The organism is Paraburkholderia sp. 40 (assembly GCF_050434105.1).
Lineage (GTDB): Bacteria > Pseudomonadota > Gammaproteobacteria > Burkholderiales > Burkholderiaceae > Paraburkholderia > Paraburkholderia tuberum.
Map to the genome: position 1 here is coordinate 4048238 of NZ_JBNPVY010000004.1, position 17994 is coordinate 4066231.

Below are 17994 nucleotides of genomic sequence, written 5' to 3' on the forward strand. Positions count from 1 at the left end.
CGCCCGTCGCATGTTGAACGAACGCATTGGCTGACGGTTGAAGGAAGCCGTGGACAGCGTGTAGGATGCCGGTTGTGGCGCGGTGCGCGTCGCAAGTCGATGCGGCGCTTTCAGGGCGCCGCGTTTGCTATTCGCGTCAGAAAAAAGCCGCGCGCACGACGCGCCTGACGATTGCCAGACTTGATTCCCCAGTTCTTCACAAGGATTCATTCAATGAATTCACGCAGGATCGCCGTGCGCCGTTCGGGTGTGCACGGCAAAGGCGTGTTTGCTCTCGAACCGATCGCGGCCGGCGAGCGACTGATCGAATACAAGGGCGAGCGGATTACCTGGAAAGAAGCGTTGCGCCGCCATCCGCATAATCCGGCTGAACCGAATCACACGTTTTATTTCGCGCTGGATAACGGCAAGGTCATCGACGGCAAGGTGAACGGCAATAGCGCGCGCTGGATCAATCATTCATGCGCGCCGAACTGCGAAGCCGAGGAAATCGACGGACACGTGTACGTGCATGCGCTGCGCGATATCGCGGAGGGCGAGGAAGTCTTTTACGACTATGGCCTCGTGATCGACGCGCGTCAGACGAAAAAGCTGAAAAAAGAATACGAATGCCGCTGCGGCGCGCGCAAGTGCCGTGGCACGATGCTGGCGCCGCCGCAGAAGGGCAAGGGCGGCGGCAAGTCGGGTAAAGGCGCCGACAAGGGGGAAAAGTCGAGCAAATCGGCGAAGAAATCGAAGAAGAAATGAGCCGCGGGCCGGTGCGCGGCGGTAGCTGTCTGCGCTGATCGAAGCGCTGAGGCGAACGCCGCCGCGGCAGCCGGGCAGACCTTCTACAAATCGACCGGCGCCGAGTGCGCCGGTTTTTTCGTGGCGCGCCGTGCGTCGGCATCGTTGGCGGTGGCAGCGCCTGCGGACGCACCGGGCGGCAGCAACGGAATCCTCACGATAAAGCGTGCGCCGCCCTCCGGTGCGTCCTCGTAATGCACGCTGCCATGATGCAGCACCATGATGTCGTGGACGATCGCGAGGCCCAGACCCGCGCCGCTGTCGACGCCCGCCTCGGTCTGCCCGTCGCCGCGGAAGAATCGCTTGAACAGATCCGCCTGCTGCGAACGCGGCACGCCCGGCCCGTTGTCTTCGACGACGATCTCGGCCATGCGCAGATCGTCGATCAGCGTCTGCGAAACTGTGACCGTGATACGCCCGCCGTCGGCCCGCGAAGGCGGTACATACTTCAGCGCGTTATCGAGCAGATTCGCGATCACTTCATGGAGCAGCACAGGGTTGCCGCGTGCCATCAGCGGGTCATCGTTCGACGGATCGTCGAGGCGCTGGAAGCCGAGGTCCACGTGTACCGGTAGCGCGCGCGGCACCCATTCGGCGCCGGTGTCGAACGCGAGCGCGGCCATGTCGACATTGACGAAGCGGGCCGCCTGTTCGCCCGGCTCGGCGCGCGCGAGCGACAGCAATTGATTCGACAGCCGCACGGCGCGATCGGCCGCGGCGCGCAGTTCGCGCACGGCAGCGAGCGTCTGCTGCGGATCGCGTGCGACGACCGCCTGCTCCGCATGCAGCTTCACGGCGGTGAGCGGCGTGCGCAGCTGATGCGCGGCATCGGCGATGAATTTACGTTGCGCATCGAGGGCGGCTTTCAGACGATCGAGCAACGCGTTCAGCGCGCCCGTCAGCGGACGGATCTCGACCGGCACATAGGTTTCGTCGACCGGCTCGAGCGACGTGTGCGTTTGCCGGTTCAGCGAATCGGCGAGCGCGGTCAGCGGATTGAGCTGCTGATTGACGACGCGCCACACGATCACCCAGCCGGCTAGCAGCAGCAGCAACAACGGCATCATGATCGCGATGAGGAACTCGGCGGCGATGCGGAATCGGTGATGCACGGGCTGGCCGACTTCGACGACGATCGGATTACCGCTCGGCTGATCGACGCGCACCTGAGCGACCCGCACGGTCACGCCTTCGTGCTGCGTCTCGAACACGTACGCGTAATGCATGCGGCGCACGTTGGTGCCTTGCAGCGGCAGATTGTGGTCGCCGGCGATTTCGGTGTCGCCGGTGCTGATCCGGTAGACCAGATGTTCGACCGGGTCGGAGAACATCGCCTGCGCGAGCGGCGGCACCGTGATCGGCGCTTCCGGTCCGGCAATCTGGATCTGTTTGGAGATCGCGGTTGCGAGATCCGCGAGCGAACGGTCGACCACGTGCTGCGTGTACTGCCATGCGAGCCAGTAAGCGATCAGGCCGCTCATCAGCGCGAGCAGCGACAGGGGAGCAGCGAGGCGCCGCAGCAGCGTGCGGCGCAGACTATTGGCGGCCGGCTGGTGCATGATCGAACGCGCGGGAAAGTTGTGACTGCGGTGGCAACTGCGGTAGTAATGGCGCGAGGCGCCTTGAGACGGTCCGGGGCCCGGCACTACGCGCTGAGGGCACAGCCGATGCGCGGCGCCGCTCCGGCGCCGTCAGGCCGCGACGCAATGCGCGGCCTTCACGACGATTATGCGGCCTGGCGAATTTCCTGCAACAGGTAGCCAAAGCCACGCACGGTGACGATTTCGACACGGCAGTTCTCGAGCTTCTTGCGCACGCGGTGCACGTAGACTTCGATCGCGGTATCGCCGAGGTCGCCGCCGAAGTGTGTCAGATGATCCTGTAGTTGCGCCTTGCTGACGACGCGGCCGTGACGCAGCAGCAGCATTTCGAGCACCGCGAATTCGCGCGGCGACAGTTCGAGCGGTTTGTCGTCGTTGAAGATGCGGCGGTCGACGCCCGACAGCCGCACGCCGCCCAGCGACACTTCCGGACGCGGCATGTCACCGTGCGGACCGCTGCGGCGCATCACCGCGCGAATACGCGCTTCGAGCTCGGCCGGCTCGAACGGCTTCAGCATGTAGTCGTCCGCGCCCGAGTTCAGGCCTTGCACGCGGTCGTTCAGTTCGTCGCGCGCGGTCAGGATGATCACCGGCGTGTGACGGTTGCTCTGCCGGAAACGCGACAGCAGCGTCATGCCGTCGATGCCCGGCAGACCCAGATCGAGGATCACGAGTTCGTGGCGATTTTGCGTGAGGGCCTGCTCGGCAAAGATGCCGTCATGGACCATGTCGACGGTGAAGCCGGCTTGTTCGAGACTGCTTTGGATGCCGCGTGCGATGGGGCGGTCATCTTCGATCAGAAGGAGTCGCATGGATTTCGCTCAATTACAATGGGTTTAGGCGTTTGGGCAAGCGGTTCGCCGGGGCGCCTGCTACACAGCCAGCGTGCGAAGCGGCGGCAGACGCGCGACGAAGCAGCTGTCGAGCCGAATCGAAGCACCGTGCCAGCCATCACGAAGTCATGTCCGAGATCAGCATTCACGAACTGGATGCCGCGATCAACTTCTGGCGCACCCGCTCACCCTCAAGTGGCGACGAACACGTTCTGTGCAAGGAGGCAAGCGCGCTCTCCAAGCCGTATGCGCTGCTGATTGTACAGCGTCAGCAGTCGCTATCACTCGATCGTTTCGACCCGATTGCAAGGCAGGCCTGGGAAGCTTACGTTCAACTTAAGAATAGCCTGTAGAACTGAAGGTTTGCCTAGGGAATTGCCTGCATTGTCCTTTCATGGTCGTCTGATTACGCGGCGAATTATGCATAAACACGCATGAAGGCCCGTAATTATTTGTATTAGATAGTAATACCGTCGATGAATGCGGCAAGCGCGATGTCGCGTTCGGTCACGCCGTTCGCTTCATGGGTCGAGAGCGTGATGTCGACCTTGTTGTACACGTTGAACCACTCGGGATGATGGTCCATCTCCTGCGCCTTGATCGCGACGCGCGTCATAAAGCCGAAGGCCTCGTTGAAGTCGGCGAACTCGAACGCGCGACGAATCGCATCACGCTCAGCCACGCTTTGCCAGCGATCCAGTTTCGCCAGTTGCTGGGTTCGCTCGTCGGAAGTCAGTTTCTGAATCATGGTGTTACCTCGCTCGTCGAACTCGCTCGCCGGCAGGCGGACGAATCCGTCATTTTTTCATGGTTGCGCAACGCTCGCCGCACGCTGGGCCGGATCGGTTTGCGATGGCTTTTCGTTCAAACGTCGCTGCCGGTGTTCCAACCCTCGCGGGTTCCACGCGTAATCACGCAGTCGCCGTCGAACACGTCGCCCGCCGCGTAGGCAGGTGCGTTGGCGAGCTTCGTCAGCAGCGGCGCGAAGTCGCTTTGCGCGACGTGGAAAAGTCGCGCGAAGTCATCGATGACGAAATAGGTTTGTTGGAACGTATCGATGCGATAACGCGTGCGCATCACGCGTTCCAGCGCGAAGCCGAGTCGGTTCGGCGCCGCGCTTCGCTGGCTATGCAGCGTCTCCGCCTTGCTCGAGACGATGCCCGCGCCGTAGATCCTCACGCCGTTCGGACTCGCGTCATCGCGGATCAGCCCGAACTCCACTGTGTACCAATAGAGCCTCGCGAGCAGCGGCAGCGCGCCCGCGTCATTGGCAGCGAGCGCGGCGCGGCCGTACGCGTGCATGTAGTCGGCGAACACCGGATCGATCAATGCACATGGCCGAACAGATCGTGAAAACAGTCGGGCTCTTGCAGGTAGTCGAGCTGGTTGGGGCGGCGCATCCACCACGTGACCGGAAAGCGGCGATTCGCCAGATGCTCGAAAAATGCCTGATCCGGTACGAGGCCACGCACCGCGACGATGCGCCAGCCGGTTGCGGGCGTGAGCTTCGCGTTGACGTCTTCGAAGGACGGCACGCGCTCTGACGGCAGGCCGATGCGCTCGACGCCCGCGAGGAATTCATCGCAGGCACAGCCTTCGAGCAAGGCTGTTTGCCGCGCGTACAGTTGTCGCCAGACCGCATGGTCGATCGTGCCGTAGCGCTCAAGCGGCTGATCGATCGTGAAGTCGGCGCGGGTCTCGAGACCGGCGTCGAACTGTTCCTTGAGTTTGGCGGTGCTGGCTGTGGACATGGCGAGGCTGCTGTAAGACGAATTGCCTGAAATTGGTATATGCGAGTGTAAAGCGGAGCACGTGCGGAAGGGGCGCATGATTCGCGTATAAGCGGATGCCTATGCGATAATCGTGCGTTAAATGCCAGATTAATGCGGGATATCACCATGCTTGAACTCGACCACTTCGATCTCGCGCTGCTCGACGTGCTGCAGCGCTTCGGCCGCGCCACGCATCAGCAGTTGGCGGAGCAGGTGCCGCTGTCGCCGTCGCAGATCGGGCGACGCCTGCAACGGCTGGAACAGGTCGGCGTGGTGGATGGCTATCGCGTCGTGCTACGGCCCGAAAAGCTTGGGCTCGGCGTCACCGCTTTCACGAGCCTGAAGCTGAAGCATCACGGCGATTCGATCATCGAGCAGTTTCAGCAGCAGATCGACGTGCTGCCCGAAGTGCTCGAATGTCACGCGGTCGTCGGCGATGCCGACTATCTGCTGCGCATCGTCGCGCCGGATCTGAATTACCTGTCGACCTTCGTGATGAAGAAGCTGATGCGCGTGCCGGGTGTCGATAGCGTGCGCTCGAATATCGTGCTGACCACGTTCAAGCGCAATGGGCCGTTGCCGCTCGGGCATCTGGCGCCGGGGGCGGCGGCGGTTTGAGGGTTCGAAGCCGTTGCCGGCAGTGCCGACTGACAGGAAGAGGGAGCGCGCATGCCTTGCCGCGGCCCCTGCGGTGACGGGATCTCTATGCCGCCCGCTTCGGCTCGTCGTCGGCATTCAGCAGATCGACATACGCGACCGGCACCAGATCCGCTTCCGATACGCCAAGGCTCTTGAACATCGCTTGTGCTTCCGCGTGGCCGCCTTCTTCGTCGTCGTCCTGCGCGAGCACCACTTCGAGTTCGACGAAATCGCCGAGACCATCGACGCGATCCAGATGAATCCGCGTGCGCCCGCTCAGATATACGTGCCGCTCTTTCGAGACGATGCCGCGCGTAGTCAGCGCGGTCGCGAGCAGCGCATGCATCGCTTCGGGATTCGTCACCGGACTGCGCGTGTAGTACGACGCCTTCGGGCCGTCGCGGTCGTCGCGCTGATAGAAGATCAGCTCGGCCGGCGTGCCGTCGTCGAACTGGCGCAGCTTCAGGCGGCCGCGCGGCACGTCGTAGAAAAAGTCCTGCTGGCGGAAGATCAGCGGCGCGTCCGTCGCGAGCTGTGCGGCGCGCTCGCGCAGTTGGTCGAAATGCTGGGCGCGGGCTTTGATTTCGATGTTGCGTGCCATGTCAGGCTCCTGTGGATGGGGGAAGTGACCGACGGCTCCGGAGTTGCTGGTATTGCCGGGCGGAGGCCGCCGGGAAGGACGAAGCCAGGCGGAACGGAAAGCTGCGAGGGCGCTGCGCGAGCGCAAACCGACAATCTAGCAAAAACTTCGTGACGGAGCGGTTTCAGCTCGGCGGGCAAGTGGGAGAGGGCGGGCATTAGCGAGACTCATATCGCAACGCGTCAGACCGTCCCCGCTCAAATCGCCCACTGCTGTTCGATCAGCTTCAACGCCGCCGCGATCGCGGGCTCGTCCTTGCGCTCGTCGAGCGTGATGAAGCTCAGCTGCGTCGGCACCGTTATGCCATCGACGATCGTCAGCGCGTGCGCATGCGCCTCGGCGATCGCGGTTGCGTCGCGCGCAAGCGTGAGACCGACGCCCGATTTGACCAGATCGAGCATCGACGGCTCCTGGTCCACCTCGGCCACCTTGACCGGCTTCACACCGGCTTCGCCGAAACAGCGCGACAGCAGCCGGTTGTGCGCGGACGCCGGCGGCGTCCAGATCCACGGCAGCGCCGCGAGCGAGCGCCAGTCCCGCGCACCCTTCACGCGATCTTTCCAGCCCGCCGGCGCGAGCACGCGATACTGGAAATGCGTGAGCGTGACCGCGTGAAACGTGGCGCCGTCGCGCGTGTCGTCGTCGGCGGGCAGGCCAATGTAATAGCCGACGTCGAGCTCGCCCGCGCGAATCTGTTCGCGCACCCAGCCCGACATGCCGTGGCGCAGCGCGGTTTCGATCTGCGGCCAGGTCTCGACGAGCTGCTTCAGGAAACCGCCGAGGCGCAAAAACTCGGGGTCGAGAATGGTGCCGATGCGCAGGCGCCCGCGTACTTCCTGGCGCAGCGTCTGCGCCGCCCGCTGCACGTCGGCTGCCGCGCCGAGCGCGCGTTCGGCATGCGGCAGCAGCGCCTGGCCGTCGCGTGTCAGCACGAGCCCGTGCGAAGTCCGCGTGAACAGCGTCACGCCGAGCGTCTCCTGCAAGTGCTTGATTTGCAGGCTGACGGCAGGTTGGGTCAGATGCAGTTGCACCGCCGCACGCGTAAGGTTGCCCTCGCGTGCGACGGTGACGAAGGCCCTAAGGAGAGTCAGATCCATATGCTGATATTAGCGCGGCTTATAGCGCAGTTGAGCATTACTCATTGGATTTGTCGCTCGTAAGGGCCGTACGCTTGGTGTTCAGCACGCTTGTGCGCGCGGCATCGAGCGCGAAGCGGAAGATTTCACAGGAAAGAGGAACGAGATGAGCGAGACATATTCCGACGCAACCGCGCAGGACGAAGCCGCACGCAGCGCGGCGAGTGCACGCGCGCTGAGCCATTTCATCAACGGCAAGACGGTCGAAGGCACGAGCGGGCGCTTCGGCGACGTCTTCAATCCGGCGCTCGGCAGCGTCAGCGCGCGCGTGCCGCTCGCGAGCGTCGCCGAGGTGGACGCCACGGTCGCTGCCGCCAAAGCCGCGTTTCCCGCCTGGAGCGAAACCGCGCCGATCAAACGCGCGCGGGTGCTGTTCAAGTTCAAGGAACTGCTCGACCGTCATCACGATGAGCTCGCGGAGCTGATCACGCGCGAGCACGGCAAGGTATTTTCCGACGCCAAGGGCGAGGTGATGCGCGGCATCGAGATCGTCGAATTCGCGTGCGGCATCCCGAATCTGCTGAAGACCGATTTCACCGATCAGATTGGCGGCGGCATCGACAACTGGAATCTGCGGCAGCCGCTCGGCGTGGTCGCGGGCATCACGCCGTTCAATTTCCCGATGATGGTGCCGTGCTGGATGTTCCCCGTCGCGCTCGCGTGCGGCAACACCTTCGTGCTGAAACCGTCCGAACGCGATCCGTCCGCGTCGAACCGGCTCGCCGAATTGCTGAAGGAAGCGGGCCTGCCGGACGGCGTGTTCAACGTCGTGCACGGCGACAAGGTCGCGGTCGACGCGCTGCTCGTGCATCCGGAAGTCAGCGCGCTGTCGTTCGTCGGCTCGACGCCGATCGCCGAATACATCTACACCGAAGGCACGAAGCACGGCAAGCGCGTGCAGGCGTTGGGCGGTGCCAAGAATCACCTCGTCGTCATGCCCGACGCCGATCTCGACCAGGCCGTCGACGCCCTGATCGGCGCCGCCTACGGCTCGGCCGGCGAGCGCTGCATGGCGATTTCGGTGGCGGTCGCGGTGGGGCATATCGCCGATGAGCTGATCGAGCGTCTGACGCCGCGCGTGAGTAGCCTGAAGATCCTCAACGGCATGGAAGCGGCGGCCGAGATGGGGCCGCTCGTCACCGGCGCGCATCGCGACAAGGTGCTCGGCTATATCGACGCTGGCGTCGCCGCGGGCGCGAAGCTCGTCGTCGATGGGCGCGGTCATCAGGTCGCTGGGCACGAGAAGGGTTTCTTCCTCGGCGGCACGCTGTTCGACGACGTGTCGCCCGACATGAAGATCTACCGCGAGGAGATTTTCGGACCGGTGCTATGCGTCGTGCGCGTGCCCGACTTCGCCTCCGCAGTCGAACTGATCAACGCGAATCAGTTTGCGAACGGCGTGTCGCTGTTCACGTCCGACGGCGGCATTGCGCGCGCGTTTTCCCGGCAGATCGAGATCGGCATGGTCGGCATCAACGTGCCGATTCCGGTGCCGATGGCCTGGCATTCGTTCGGCGGCTGGAAGAAGTCGCTGTTCGGCGATCATCATGCGTACGGCGAGGAAGGCGTGCGGTTTTACACGCGCTACAAGAGCATCATGCAGCGCTGGCCTGACAGCATCGCGAAGGGCGCCGAATTCACGATGCCGGTCGCCAAATAAGCTGGCGGCTTTGCGCGGCATCAAGTCGGCAAGCGCGCGAGGAAAACAATAACAGCGCTTTGCGGCGCACGCGTGGAAGCGATCGAGCAGCCACGCGTGCGCCGCAAAAATGCTTAGGAGGCTGAACGATGAGTCATACCGACAGTACGCCTCGCGCCGCACGGCGACTCGAAGGCGAGTTCGACTACGTCATCGTCGGCGCGGGTACCGCCGGCTGCGTGCTGGCGAACCGGCTCACCGAAGATCCCGACATCCACGTGCTGCTGCTCGAAGCCGGGGGGAAGGACGACTATCACTGGATTCACGTGCCGGTCGGCTACCTGTATTGCATCGGCAATCCGCGCACGGACTGGCTGTACAAGACCCAGGCCGAGCCGGGTCTGAACGGCCGCACGCTGTCGTATCCGCGCGGGCGTGTGCTCGGCGGCAGTTCGTCGATCAACGGCATGATCTACATGCGCGGTCAGCGGGAAGACTACGACGAGTGGGCGCGTGTGACGAACGACAGGACGTGGTCCTGGAACGCGGTGCTGCCGGTCTTCAGGCGCAGCGAGGATCACCACGGCGGCGCCAACGAAGCGCACGGCGCGGGCGGACCGTGGCGCGTCGAGAAGCAGCGCCTCAAATGGAAGATTCTCGAAGAGTTCGCGCAAGCCGCGCAGCAAACCGGCATCCCCGCCACCGACGATTTCAATCGCGGCGATAACACCGGTGTCGGCTACTTCGACGTCAACCAGAAGCGTGGCATTCGCTGGAATGCGTCGAAGGCATTTTTGCGGCCCGCGTTGAAGCGGGAGAACCTCACTGTCATCACCGGTGCCCACACGCAGCGTGTCGTGTTCGATGGCCGCCGCTGCACCGGAGTCGAATATCGTGGCGGCGAGGTCGACTATCTCGCCAAAGCGCGTTGCGAAGTGATCCTTTCCGCCGGCGCGGTCAACTCGCCGCAACTGCTCGAATTGTCCGGTGTCGGCAATGGCGCGCGTCTGCAGAATCTCGGCATCGAGGTCGTTCAGGATCTGCGCGGTGTCGGTGAAAATCTGCAGGACCATCTGCAACTGCGCATGGCGTATCAGGTGCAGGGCGTGCGCACGCTGAATACGATGTCCGCGCACTGGTGGGGCAAGCTGATGATCGGCATGCAGTACGCGTTGTTTCAGAGTGGACCGATGTCGATGTCGCCGTCGCAACTCGGCGCGTTCGCGAAGTCCGACGCCGACGATCGCTCGTTGTCGCGACCCGATCTCGAGTATCACGTGCAGCCTTTGTCGCTTGATCGCTTCGGGGAACCGCTGCATCGCTTCAATGCGTTCACGGCTTCGGTGTGTCAGCTGCGCCCCACGTCGCGCGGCAGCATTCATATTGCGTCGGCCGATGCTTCCGCGCCACCGTTGATCGCGCCGAACTATCTGTCGACCGACTACGACCGCCGCGTCGCCGCGAACGCGTTACGTCTGACGCGTCGCATCGTCGCGGCGCCCGCGCTCGCGCGCTATCAGCCGCGGGAGATCCTGCCGGGCCTCCAGTATCAAAGTGAAGAAGAATTGCAGCAGGCCGCGGGCGCGGTCGGCACGACGATCTTCCATCCGGTCGGCACCTGCCGCATGGGCACGACCGACGATCCCGCCGCGGTCGTCGACAACCGGCTACGAGTTATCGGAGTCGAGGGCTTGCGTGTCGTCGATGCGTCGGTGATGCCCAACATCACGTCAGGTAACACCAATTCGCCGACGCTGATGATCGCCGAGCGCGCCAGCGACATGATCCGCGAGGATCGTCGCGCGCGCGTGAGCGGCAGCATGGCCGCGCATACCGGTGTGGCCGCGTCGATGTCAGCTGTGTGACATGACTCGGTGAGCGCATCGGTCAGGTTTTCCGCCGCGTACGTGAAGCGTGTGAACCGCGCGTCACATACGCACGGCGCGGGCCTCGTTCCCTAAGTGCAAATCCCAATGATTGCGCTGCATCATTGGCGCGACAATGGCAGCCATGCTGCGTGCCGCGCCATGGATTACCGTACGGATTGGTGCAGCACGCCAAGAAGCGGCAAGGGGTGCCGCAAAAACAACAAGTCGCGCAGAGCTTCGCGCGGAAAGATCGTAGTGCTTCGCCTTACTCCGTATGGAAGGGAACATGATTCTCGGCGATACGATTCTCGAAACGCGCGGCCTCACCCGCGAGTTCAAAGGCTTTGTCGCCGTGAACGGCGTGAACCTGCGCGTGCGCCGTGGCTCGATCCATGCGCTGATCGGTCCCAATGGAGCGGGCAAGACCACCTGCTTCAATCTGCTCACCAAATTTCTCGAACCCACCGCGGGCCAGATCGTTTTCAACGGTGTCGATATCACCGGCGAACGGCCAGCTCAGATCGCGCGGCGCGGCATCATCCGTTCGTTCCAGATTTCCGCGGTATTTCCGCATCTGACGGCATTGCAGAACGTGCGCATCGGGTTGCAGCGCTCGCTCGGCACCGCGTTTCACTTCTGGAAGAGCGAGCGTACGTTGCGCCGTCTGAACGATCGCGCGATGGATCTGCTGACCCAGGTCGGCCTGACCGATTTCGCCGATGTGTTGACGGTCGAGCTCGCCTACGGCCGCAAGCGCGCGCTCGAAATCGCGACCACGCTCGCGATGGAGCCGGAACTGATGCTTCTCGACGAGCCCACGCAAGGCATGGGTCATGAGGACGTCGATCGCGTGACCGCGCTGATCAAGAAAGTGTCGGCCGGACGCACGATCCTGATGGTCGAACACAATATGAATGTGATCGCCGGTATCTCCGACACGATCACCGTGCTGCAACGGGGTGAAGTGCTCGCCGAGGGCAGCTACGCGGAAGTGTCGAAGAATCCGCTCGTGATGCAAGCCTACATGGGCAGCGCCGACGCGGCGCTCGCCGGAGCCCACGCATGAATACGACGGTCGAGCGCGAAGGCCTCGAAGCGAGCGAAACGAAAAGCGGCGCACCCGCGCTGGAAATCGCGGGACTGCAAGCCTGGTACGGGGAATCCCACATTCTGCACGGCGTCGATCTGTCGGTCGGCCGCGGCGAGGTCGTGACGCTGCTCGGGCGCAATGGCGCGGGCCGCACCACGACGCTACGCGCGATCATGGGCCTCACGGGTCGCCGTACCGGCTCGATCCGTATCGACGGACGCGAAACGGTCGGCTTGCCCACGCATCGCATCGCGCATTGCGGCATCGGCTATTGCCCGGAAGAGCGCGGCATTTTTTCGAGCCTGTCGTGCGAGGAAAATCTGCTGCTGCCGCCGCCCGTCGGCGAAAAGGCGCGCATGATGTCGCTCGAGGAAATCTACGCGATGTTCCCGAATCTGCACGAGCGGCGCATGAGTCAGGGCACGCGGCTCTCGGGCGGCGAACAACAGATGCTCGCGGTCGCGCGGATTCTGCGTACCGGCGCGAATCTGCTGCTGCTCGACGAAATCTCGGAAGGGCTCGCGCCCGTGATCGTGCAGGCGCTCGCGCGCATGATCGTTACGCTGAAGGCGCGCGGCTACACGATCGTGATGGTCGAGCAGAACTTCCGGTTCGCCGCGCCGCTCGCGGATCGTTTCTATGTGATGGAGCACGGCATGATCGTCGAGCATTTCGGGGCTAGCGAGCTCGAAGGCAAGATGCCGGTGCTGCACGATTTACTGGGCGTATAGACACGGACACACGCGCGCCCGACTGCCTCTGATAACCACAAGCGAAGAACCAGGAGACATGCATGAAAAAGAACCCACTCGCGCGAATTGCCTCACTCTGTTTCACGGTCGCCGCCGGCACCGCACTGACGCTGGGCAGCGCGCAAGCGGCCGACGATGCCGTGAAGATCGGCTTCATCACGGACATGTCGGGGCTGTACGCGGATATCGACGGGCAGGGCGGTCTTGAAGCGATCAGGATGGCGGTCGCCGACTTCGGCGGCAAGGTCAACGGCAAGCCGATCACGGTGCTGTACGCGGATCACCAGAACAAGGCGGACATCGCGGCATCGCGCGCTCGCGAGTGGTTCGACCGCGACGGCGTGGACATGGTGGTCGGCGGCACGAACTCGGCGACCGCGCTCTCGACTAACACCGTCGCGGGCGAGAAGCACAAGGTCTATATCAGCGTCGGCGCCGGCGCCGATACGTTGACCAACGAGCAATGCACGCCGTACACGATCCACTACGCATACGACACGACCGCGCTCGCGAACGGCACGGGCTCGGCCGTGACGAAGCAGGGCGGCAAGACCTGGTACTTCCTGACGGCAGACTACGCATTCGGCAAGGCGCTCGAAAAAGCGACCTCGGACGTCGTGAAGGCGAACGGCGGCCAGGTGCTCGGCGCGGTGCGTCATCCGCTGTCGGCGTCGGACTTCTCGTCGTTCCTGCTGCAGGCGCAGGCGTCGAAGGCACAGATCCTCGGCCTCGCGAACGCGGGCGGCGACACGATCAACGCGATCAAGGCCGCGAAGGAATTCGGCATCACCAAGACGATGAAGCTCGCCGCGCTGCTGATGTTCATCGACGACGTGCACAGCCTCGGTCTCGAAACGACGCAAGGTCTCGTGTTGACCGACAGCTGGTACTGGAACAAGGACGCCGACACGCGTAAGTGGTCGCAGCGCTACTTCGACAAGATGAAGAAGATGCCATCGAGCCTGCAGGCTGCCGACTACTCGGCGACGATGAACTATCTGAAGGCGGTGCAGGCGGTGGGCTCGACCGATCCGGACAAGGTGATGGCGCAGTTGCACAAGACGAAGATCGATGACTTCTACGCGAAGGGCTACATCCGTCAGGACGGCAGCATGATCCACGACATGTACCTGATGCAGGTGAAGACGCCGGCCGAATCGAAGGAGCCGTGGGATTACTACAAGATCACTGCGACGATTCCGGGCGATCAGGTCTTCACGACCAAGGCGCAGACCCGCTGCGCGCTGTGGAAGTAAGCGCGGGCGCAGTGAGCGGTCGAGGACCGCGCAGACCTGAGAGAACCGCCGGCGCTGCAGGGGCACGCGCTGGCGGATGACCGTTTCAGATGCCGCACGCGATGGGCAGCGTCGCCGCTCGTCGCGTGCCGGCCGGATCGTGCGTCACCGATCTCACCTTGACGATGGCTTGAAGGGCTAAGGGCTTCAATGGACATCTTTGGCGTTCCGCTACCGGCGATGCTGAGCCAGCTTCTGCTCGGGCTCGTGAACGGCTCGTTCTACGCGATTCTGAGCCTCGGGCTGGCGATTATTTTCGGCTTGCTCAACGTGATCAACTTCGCGCATGGCGCGCTGTTCATGCTCGGGGCGATGCTCGCGTGGATGGGGCTGTCGTATTTCAATCTGCCGTACTGGGTGATGCTCGTGCTCGCGCCGCTGATCGTCGGACTGGTCGGCGTCGCGATCGAGCGCTCGATGCTGCGCTGGCTTTACAAGCTCGATCATCTGTATGGCCTGTTGCTGACGTTTGGCCTCACGCTGGTGATCGAAGGCGTGTTCCATTCGATCTACGGCTCGTCGGGCCAGCCGTACGACGTGCCGTCGGCGCTGTCGGGCGCGACCAATCTCGGCTTCATGTATCTGCCGAACTATCGCGCATGGGTCGTCCTCGCGTCGCTCCTCGTATGCTTTGCGACCTGGTTCGTGATCGAGAAGACGCGGCTTGGCGCGTATCTGCGCGCGGGCACCGAAAACCCGAAGCTCGTCGAGGCGTTCGGCGTCAACGTGCCGCTGATGATCACGCTGACCTACGGCTTCGGCGTCGCGCTCGCGGCGTTTGCCGGCGTGCTCGCCGCGCCGGTGATTCAGGTCTCGCCACTGATGGGCCAGTCGATGATCATCACCGTGTTCGCGGTGGTCGTGATCGGCGGCATGGGCTCGATCATGGGCTCGATTCTGACCGGCCTGATGCTCGGCGTAGTCGAAGGACTCACGCGTGTGTTCTACCCCGAGGCGTCGGCGACCGTCGTCTTCGTGATCATGGCGCTCGTGCTGCTCGTGCGTCCGGCGGGTCTTTTCGGCAGGGAAAAATGATGCAGAGAAAAGTGCTCTACGGTCTGCTGCTGATCGTGCTGCTCGCGGTGCCGGTGCTCGGCATCTATCCGCTCTTCGTGATGAAGGTGCTGTGCTTCGCGCTGTTCGCGGCCGCCTTCAATCTGCTGATCGGCTATACGGGCTTGCTGTCCTTTGGTCATGCGATGTTTCTCGCGTCGGCCGGTTACGTCACCGGCTATGCGATGCAGACGCTCGGCTTTTCGCCGGAGCTCGGCGTGCTGAGCGGCACCGCGGCGGCGACGCTGCTTGGGCTGGTCGTCGGCTTCTTCGCGATTCGCCGTCAGGGTATCTACTTCGCGATGGTGACGCTCGCGCTCGCGCAGATGGTCTACTTCGTGTTCCTGCAGGCGCCGTTCACGCACGGGGAAGACGGTCTGCAAGGCGTGCCGCGCGGCAAGCTGTTCGGCGTGCTCAATCTCTCTTCGGACGTCGCGCTATATTTCGTCGTGCTCGCGGTGATCGTCGCGGCTTTCCTGCTGATCGTGCGGATCGTGCATTCGCCGTTCGGGCAGGTGCTCGTCGCGATCAAGGAAAACGAGCCGCGCGCGGTGTCGCTCGGATACGACACCGACCGTTTCAAGCTGCTCGCATTCATCCTGTCGGCCGGCATTGCGGGTCTCGCGGGTTCGCTAAAGGTGCTGGTCCAGGGCTTCGAAACGCTGAGCGATGCCTATTGGACGATGTCCGGCCTCGTGATCCTGATGACGCTGGTGGGCGGCATGGGCACGCTGTTCGGGCCGTTGCTCGGCGCCGCGTTGATCGTGTCGCTCGAAGACAGGCTCGGCGATATCGGCGCGGCACTCGCGTCGATGACCGGCATCGACTGGTTCCGCTCGCTCGGCGAATCGGTGACGATCGTCACGGGGCTGATTTTCATCGCGTGTGTGCTGGCGTTCCGGCGCGGCATCGCCGGTGAGATCGTCGCGCGAGTGCGACCGTTGCGGGCTTGAGATTGGCTGTTTGATCCCGCCCGCGTGGTCGCTCGCTTGATGCGGTGCGATACGAAATTGCTTTGACGTCCGATCTAATTGCGGCTCGTGCTGAAGGTACGCTGGATCATGGGTTCGGGCGAACCTGTGGCAAACCGTGTGACGAAATGCGCCCTACGTGCCCCAATCCGGTGCCGCAGTGCACCACTAGGGTAATTGCTAGTTGTGACTGTTGGGGTGGTCGTTTAATCTTCATGCAGTTCTGATGCACCACGAATTTGCAGGTGGAGAACGAGGAGACAAGTGAGGCACTCAGTGCCCAGAAGAAAGCGCTGTTGGATCGATATCCAACAGCGCTTTTTTATTTGTGTTTATCGAATTTTTTGACGCGATCTCCCGGCTATTTCACACGCCATTTTTTACTCTCCGCCAGCCGCTGCAGGTAAACATCACAAGCCTGCGAAACGCTTGCAGCACGGCGCTTGCGTCCGCTACACTCGCTATTCACCGACCACTGGGTTGGCAATTAAATCCGCGGATTTAATTGCAATTGAATAACGGGATTAATAGAGGAGCAGGATGAAGTCGGCATTGCGTTGGATCAACGCGGCATTGGTTGCCACCGGGGTCTCGGCTGCTTGGAGCGGCCATGCATTCGCGGACGTGAAAATCGGCGTCACCGTGTCGGCAACAGGACCGGCCGCATCGCTCGGCATTCCGGAAAAGAACACGGTCGCGCTGCTGCCGAAAGAAGTGGCGGGCCAGAAGATCGACTACATCGTCCTCGACGACGCAACCGATTCCACCCAGGCGGTCAAGAACGCCCGCAAGCTCACTAGCGAAGACCACGTCGATGCACTGATCGGCTCGACCGTCGTGCCGAACTCGCTCGCCATGATCGACATCGCTGCCGAAACCTCGACGCCGATGATCTCTCTGGCCGCGGCCGCGGGCATCGTCGAGCCGATGGACGCGAAGCGTGGATGGGTCTTCAAAACGCCGCAAAACGACATTCTGATGGCCACGGCGATTGCGCAGCACATGGCCAATCACGGCGTGAAGACGGTCGCGTTCATCGGCTTTTCCGACGCGTACGGCGAGAGCTGGTTCAAGGAATTCAGCAAAGCCGCTGACTTCGCGAAGATCAAGATCGTCGCGAACGAGCGCTTCGCGCGCAACGATGCATCGGTCACGGGCCAGGTGCTGAAGATGATGTCGCAGAACCCGGACGCGGTGCTGATCGCCGGTGCGGGCACGCCGGCCGCGCTGCCGCAGAAAACGCTGAAGGAGCGCGGCTACAAGGGCAAGTACTATCAGACGCACGGCGTCGCGAACAACGACTTCCTGCGCGTGTGCGGCAAGGATTGCGAAGGCACGTGGCTGCCCGCTGGCCCACTGCTGGTCGCCGAGCAACTTCCCAAGGCGAATCCGGTGAAGAAAAGCGCGCTCGCGTACAAGCATGCGTATGAAACGGCGTATGGCGCGGGGTCGGTGTCGACGTTCGGCGGTCACGCATGGGACGCGGGTCTGCTGCTGCAGCATGCGATCCCGCTCGCGTTGAAGAAGGGGCAGCCAGGCACGCCGGCATTCCGCGAGGCGCTGCGTGCCGCGCTCGAAGGCACGAAAGATCTGCCCGCGTCGCACGGCATCTTCAACATGAGCGCGAACGACCATGCCGGCCTCGATCAGCGGGCGCGCGTGATGGTGCAGATCGTCGACGGCAAGTGGAAGCTCGCCGGCGACTGAGCGAAGGCTCTGCGCCACGGGACCTCATCGAAACAGACGCGTGCAGTTGACGCGTCTTTTTTATTACCCGGGCCGGGTGTCGGCATCGCGCAGAAATGTGGTTTCGCTGCTTCAGGACAAACCCGCATTTGGCGCACGCTCTCTTGACCGTCGATAATGCAGAACGCAAACTACTAACATATTAGTGGTTTATGAGATGCCTGATTGGAATA

The 17994-nt window shown here is 63.0% G+C and carries 16 protein-coding genes and 1 pseudogene; 11 read left to right on the plus strand and 6 right to left on the minus strand.

Annotated elements, in window-relative coordinates; translation table 11 throughout:
- The first annotated feature begins 213 nt into the window (after window positions 1-213).
- Window positions 214-747 carry an SET domain-containing protein gene (locus tag OKW28_RS40680; RefSeq protein ID WP_018418882.1) on the plus strand — a complete coding sequence of 178 codons (534 nt, stop codon included), beginning with the start codon at window positions 214-216 and terminating at the stop codon, window positions 745-747.
- An 83-nt stretch (window positions 748-830) separates the two neighbouring features.
- Here the strand turns inward: OKW28_RS40680 and OKW28_RS40685 are convergent, their stop codons facing one another.
- Both OKW28_RS40685 and OKW28_RS40690 read right to left on the minus strand, forming a co-directional pair.
- The gene (locus tag OKW28_RS40685; protein WP_429453787.1) at window positions 831-2345 is read right to left on the minus strand and encodes a sensor histidine kinase; all 1515 of its coding nucleotides are present in this window, start codon (window positions 2343-2345) and stop codon (window positions 831-833) included.
- 167 nt (window positions 2346-2512) lie between these two features.
- Complete coding sequence (locus OKW28_RS40690; RefSeq protein WP_013090980.1) at window positions 2513-3199, minus strand: response regulator; 687 nt, start codon at window positions 3197-3199, stop codon at window positions 2513-2515.
- A gap of 149 nt (window positions 3200-3348) precedes the next feature.
- Between OKW28_RS40690 and OKW28_RS40695 the strand changes: the two genes are divergently transcribed.
- The gene (locus tag OKW28_RS40695) at window positions 3349-3573 is read left to right on the plus strand and encodes a DUF3717 domain-containing protein (protein ID WP_429453789.1); all 225 of its coding nucleotides are present in this window, start codon (window positions 3349-3351) and stop codon (window positions 3571-3573) included.
- Between the two features lie 104 nt (window positions 3574-3677).
- Here the strand turns inward: OKW28_RS40695 and OKW28_RS40700 are convergent, their stop codons facing one another.
- Window positions 3678-3968: a 4a-hydroxytetrahydrobiopterin dehydratase gene (locus tag OKW28_RS40700; RefSeq protein WP_429453791.1), complete on the minus strand. Its 291-nt coding sequence runs from the start codon at window positions 3966-3968 to the stop codon at window positions 3678-3680.
- A 116-nt stretch (window positions 3969-4084) separates the two neighbouring features.
- Window positions 4085-4971: pseudogene (gene phhA, locus OKW28_RS40705) on the minus strand (phenylalanine 4-monooxygenase).
- Window positions 4972-5118: 147 nt separating this feature from the next.
- Here phhA and OKW28_RS40710 point away from each other — a divergent pair.
- Window positions 5119-5610: an Lrp/AsnC family transcriptional regulator gene (locus tag OKW28_RS40710; RefSeq protein ID WP_026225524.1), complete on the plus strand. Its 492-nt coding sequence runs from the start codon at window positions 5119-5121 to the stop codon at window positions 5608-5610.
- Window positions 5611-5695: 85 nt separating this feature from the next.
- Here the strand turns inward: OKW28_RS40710 and OKW28_RS40715 are convergent, their stop codons facing one another.
- Together OKW28_RS40715 and OKW28_RS40720 are read right to left on the minus strand one after the other, a co-directional pair.
- Complete coding sequence (locus OKW28_RS40715) at window positions 5696-6232, minus strand: class IV adenylate cyclase (protein WP_018418876.1); 537 nt, start codon at window positions 6230-6232, stop codon at window positions 5696-5698.
- Between the two features lie 236 nt (window positions 6233-6468).
- On the minus strand, window positions 6469-7368 hold the full coding sequence (locus OKW28_RS40720) for a LysR family transcriptional regulator (RefSeq protein WP_429453794.1): 900 nt from the start codon (window positions 7366-7368) through the stop codon (window positions 6469-6471).
- A 145-nt stretch (window positions 7369-7513) separates the two neighbouring features.
- Here OKW28_RS40720 and OKW28_RS40725 point away from each other — a divergent pair, with 145 nt between their 5' ends.
- The 8 genes from OKW28_RS40725 to OKW28_RS40760 all read left to right on the plus strand — a co-directional run bounded on the left by OKW28_RS40725 (window position 7514) and on the right by OKW28_RS40760 (window position 17782).
- Complete coding sequence (locus tag OKW28_RS40725; protein ID WP_429453796.1) at window positions 7514-9067, plus strand: CoA-acylating methylmalonate-semialdehyde dehydrogenase; 1554 nt, start codon at window positions 7514-7516, stop codon at window positions 9065-9067.
- Window positions 9068-9195: 128 nt separating this feature from the next.
- Entirely contained in the window at window positions 9196-10911 is a 1716-nt protein-coding gene (locus OKW28_RS40730; protein WP_429453798.1) for a GMC family oxidoreductase, read from the plus strand.
- Window positions 10912-11200: 289 nt separating this feature from the next.
- A complete protein-coding gene (locus OKW28_RS40735) occupies window positions 11201-11980 on the plus strand; it encodes an ABC transporter ATP-binding protein (RefSeq protein WP_018418872.1) in 780 nt (259 codons plus the stop codon).
- The gene (locus tag OKW28_RS40740; protein WP_429453800.1) at window positions 11977-12735 is read left to right on the plus strand and encodes an ABC transporter ATP-binding protein; all 759 of its coding nucleotides are present in this window, start codon (window positions 11977-11979) and stop codon (window positions 12733-12735) included. The genes OKW28_RS40735 and OKW28_RS40740 overlap by 4 nt, the downstream gene beginning before the upstream one ends.
- Window positions 12736-12797: 62 nt before the next feature.
- Complete coding sequence (locus OKW28_RS40745; protein WP_429453802.1) at window positions 12798-14012, plus strand: ABC transporter substrate-binding protein; 1215 nt, start codon at window positions 12798-12800, stop codon at window positions 14010-14012.
- Between the two features lie 189 nt (window positions 14013-14201).
- Entirely contained in the window at window positions 14202-15086 is an 885-nt protein-coding gene (locus OKW28_RS40750) for a branched-chain amino acid ABC transporter permease (RefSeq protein ID WP_429453804.1), read from the plus strand.
- The gene (locus OKW28_RS40755; RefSeq protein WP_429454627.1) at window positions 15086-16057 is read left to right on the plus strand and encodes a branched-chain amino acid ABC transporter permease; all 972 of its coding nucleotides are present in this window, start codon (window positions 15086-15088) and stop codon (window positions 16055-16057) included. The genes OKW28_RS40750 and OKW28_RS40755 overlap by 1 nt, the downstream gene beginning before the upstream one ends.
- A gap of 558 nt (window positions 16058-16615) precedes the next feature.
- Window positions 16616-17782, plus strand: coding sequence for an ABC transporter substrate-binding protein (locus tag OKW28_RS40760; protein ID WP_429453806.1), 1167 nt, complete (start codon window positions 16616-16618; stop codon window positions 17780-17782).
- The last annotated feature ends 212 nt before the right edge of the window (window positions 17783-17994 follow it).

What these genes read in the sequence shown, in the direction of transcription:
- OKW28_RS40715 (WP_018418876.1), bottom strand. Translation starts at nt 6,232, where the DNA reads ATGGCACGCAACATCGAAATCAAAGCCCGCGCCCAGCATTTCGACCAA.
- OKW28_RS40735 (WP_018418872.1), top strand. Translation starts at nt 11,201, where the DNA reads ATGATTCTCGGCGATACGATTCTCGAAACGCGCGGCCTCACCCGCGAG.
- OKW28_RS40745 (WP_429453802.1), top strand. Translation starts at nt 12,798, where the DNA reads ATGAAAAAGAACCCACTCGCGCGAATTGCCTCACTCTGTTTCACGGTC.
- OKW28_RS40755 (WP_429454627.1), top strand. Translation starts at nt 15,086, where the DNA reads ATGCAGAGAAAAGTGCTCTACGGTCTGCTGCTGATCGTGCTGCTCGCG.
- OKW28_RS40710 (WP_026225524.1), top strand. Translation starts at nt 5,119, where the DNA reads ATGCTTGAACTCGACCACTTCGATCTCGCGCTGCTCGACGTGCTGCAG.
- OKW28_RS40740 (WP_429453800.1), top strand. Translation starts at nt 11,977, where the DNA reads ATGAATACGACGGTCGAGCGCGAAGGCCTCGAAGCGAGCGAAACGAAA.
- OKW28_RS40680 (WP_018418882.1), top strand. Translation starts at nt 214, where the DNA reads ATGAATTCACGCAGGATCGCCGTGCGCCGTTCGGGTGTGCACGGCAAA.
- OKW28_RS40720 (WP_429453794.1), bottom strand. Translation starts at nt 7,368, where the DNA reads ATGGATCTGACTCTCCTTAGGGCCTTCGTCACCGTCGCACGCGAGGGC.
- OKW28_RS40700 (WP_429453791.1), bottom strand. Translation starts at nt 3,968, where the DNA reads ATGATTCAGAAACTGACTTCCGACGAGCGAACCCAGCAACTGGCGAAA.
- OKW28_RS40750 (WP_429453804.1), top strand. Translation starts at nt 14,202, where the DNA reads ATGGACATCTTTGGCGTTCCGCTACCGGCGATGCTGAGCCAGCTTCTG.
- OKW28_RS40725 (WP_429453796.1), top strand. Translation starts at nt 7,514, where the DNA reads ATGAGCGAGACATATTCCGACGCAACCGCGCAGGACGAAGCCGCACGC.
- OKW28_RS40695 (WP_429453789.1), top strand. Translation starts at nt 3,349, where the DNA reads ATGTCCGAGATCAGCATTCACGAACTGGATGCCGCGATCAACTTCTGG.
- OKW28_RS40730 (WP_429453798.1), top strand. Translation starts at nt 9,196, where the DNA reads ATGAGTCATACCGACAGTACGCCTCGCGCCGCACGGCGACTCGAAGGC.
- OKW28_RS40685 (WP_429453787.1), bottom strand. Translation starts at nt 2,345, where the DNA reads ATGCACCAGCCGGCCGCCAATAGTCTGCGCCGCACGCTGCTGCGGCGC.
- OKW28_RS40760 (WP_429453806.1), top strand. Translation starts at nt 16,616, where the DNA reads ATGAAGTCGGCATTGCGTTGGATCAACGCGGCATTGGTTGCCACCGGG.
- OKW28_RS40690 (WP_013090980.1), bottom strand. Translation starts at nt 3,199, where the DNA reads ATGCGACTCCTTCTGATCGAAGATGACCGCCCCATCGCACGCGGCATC.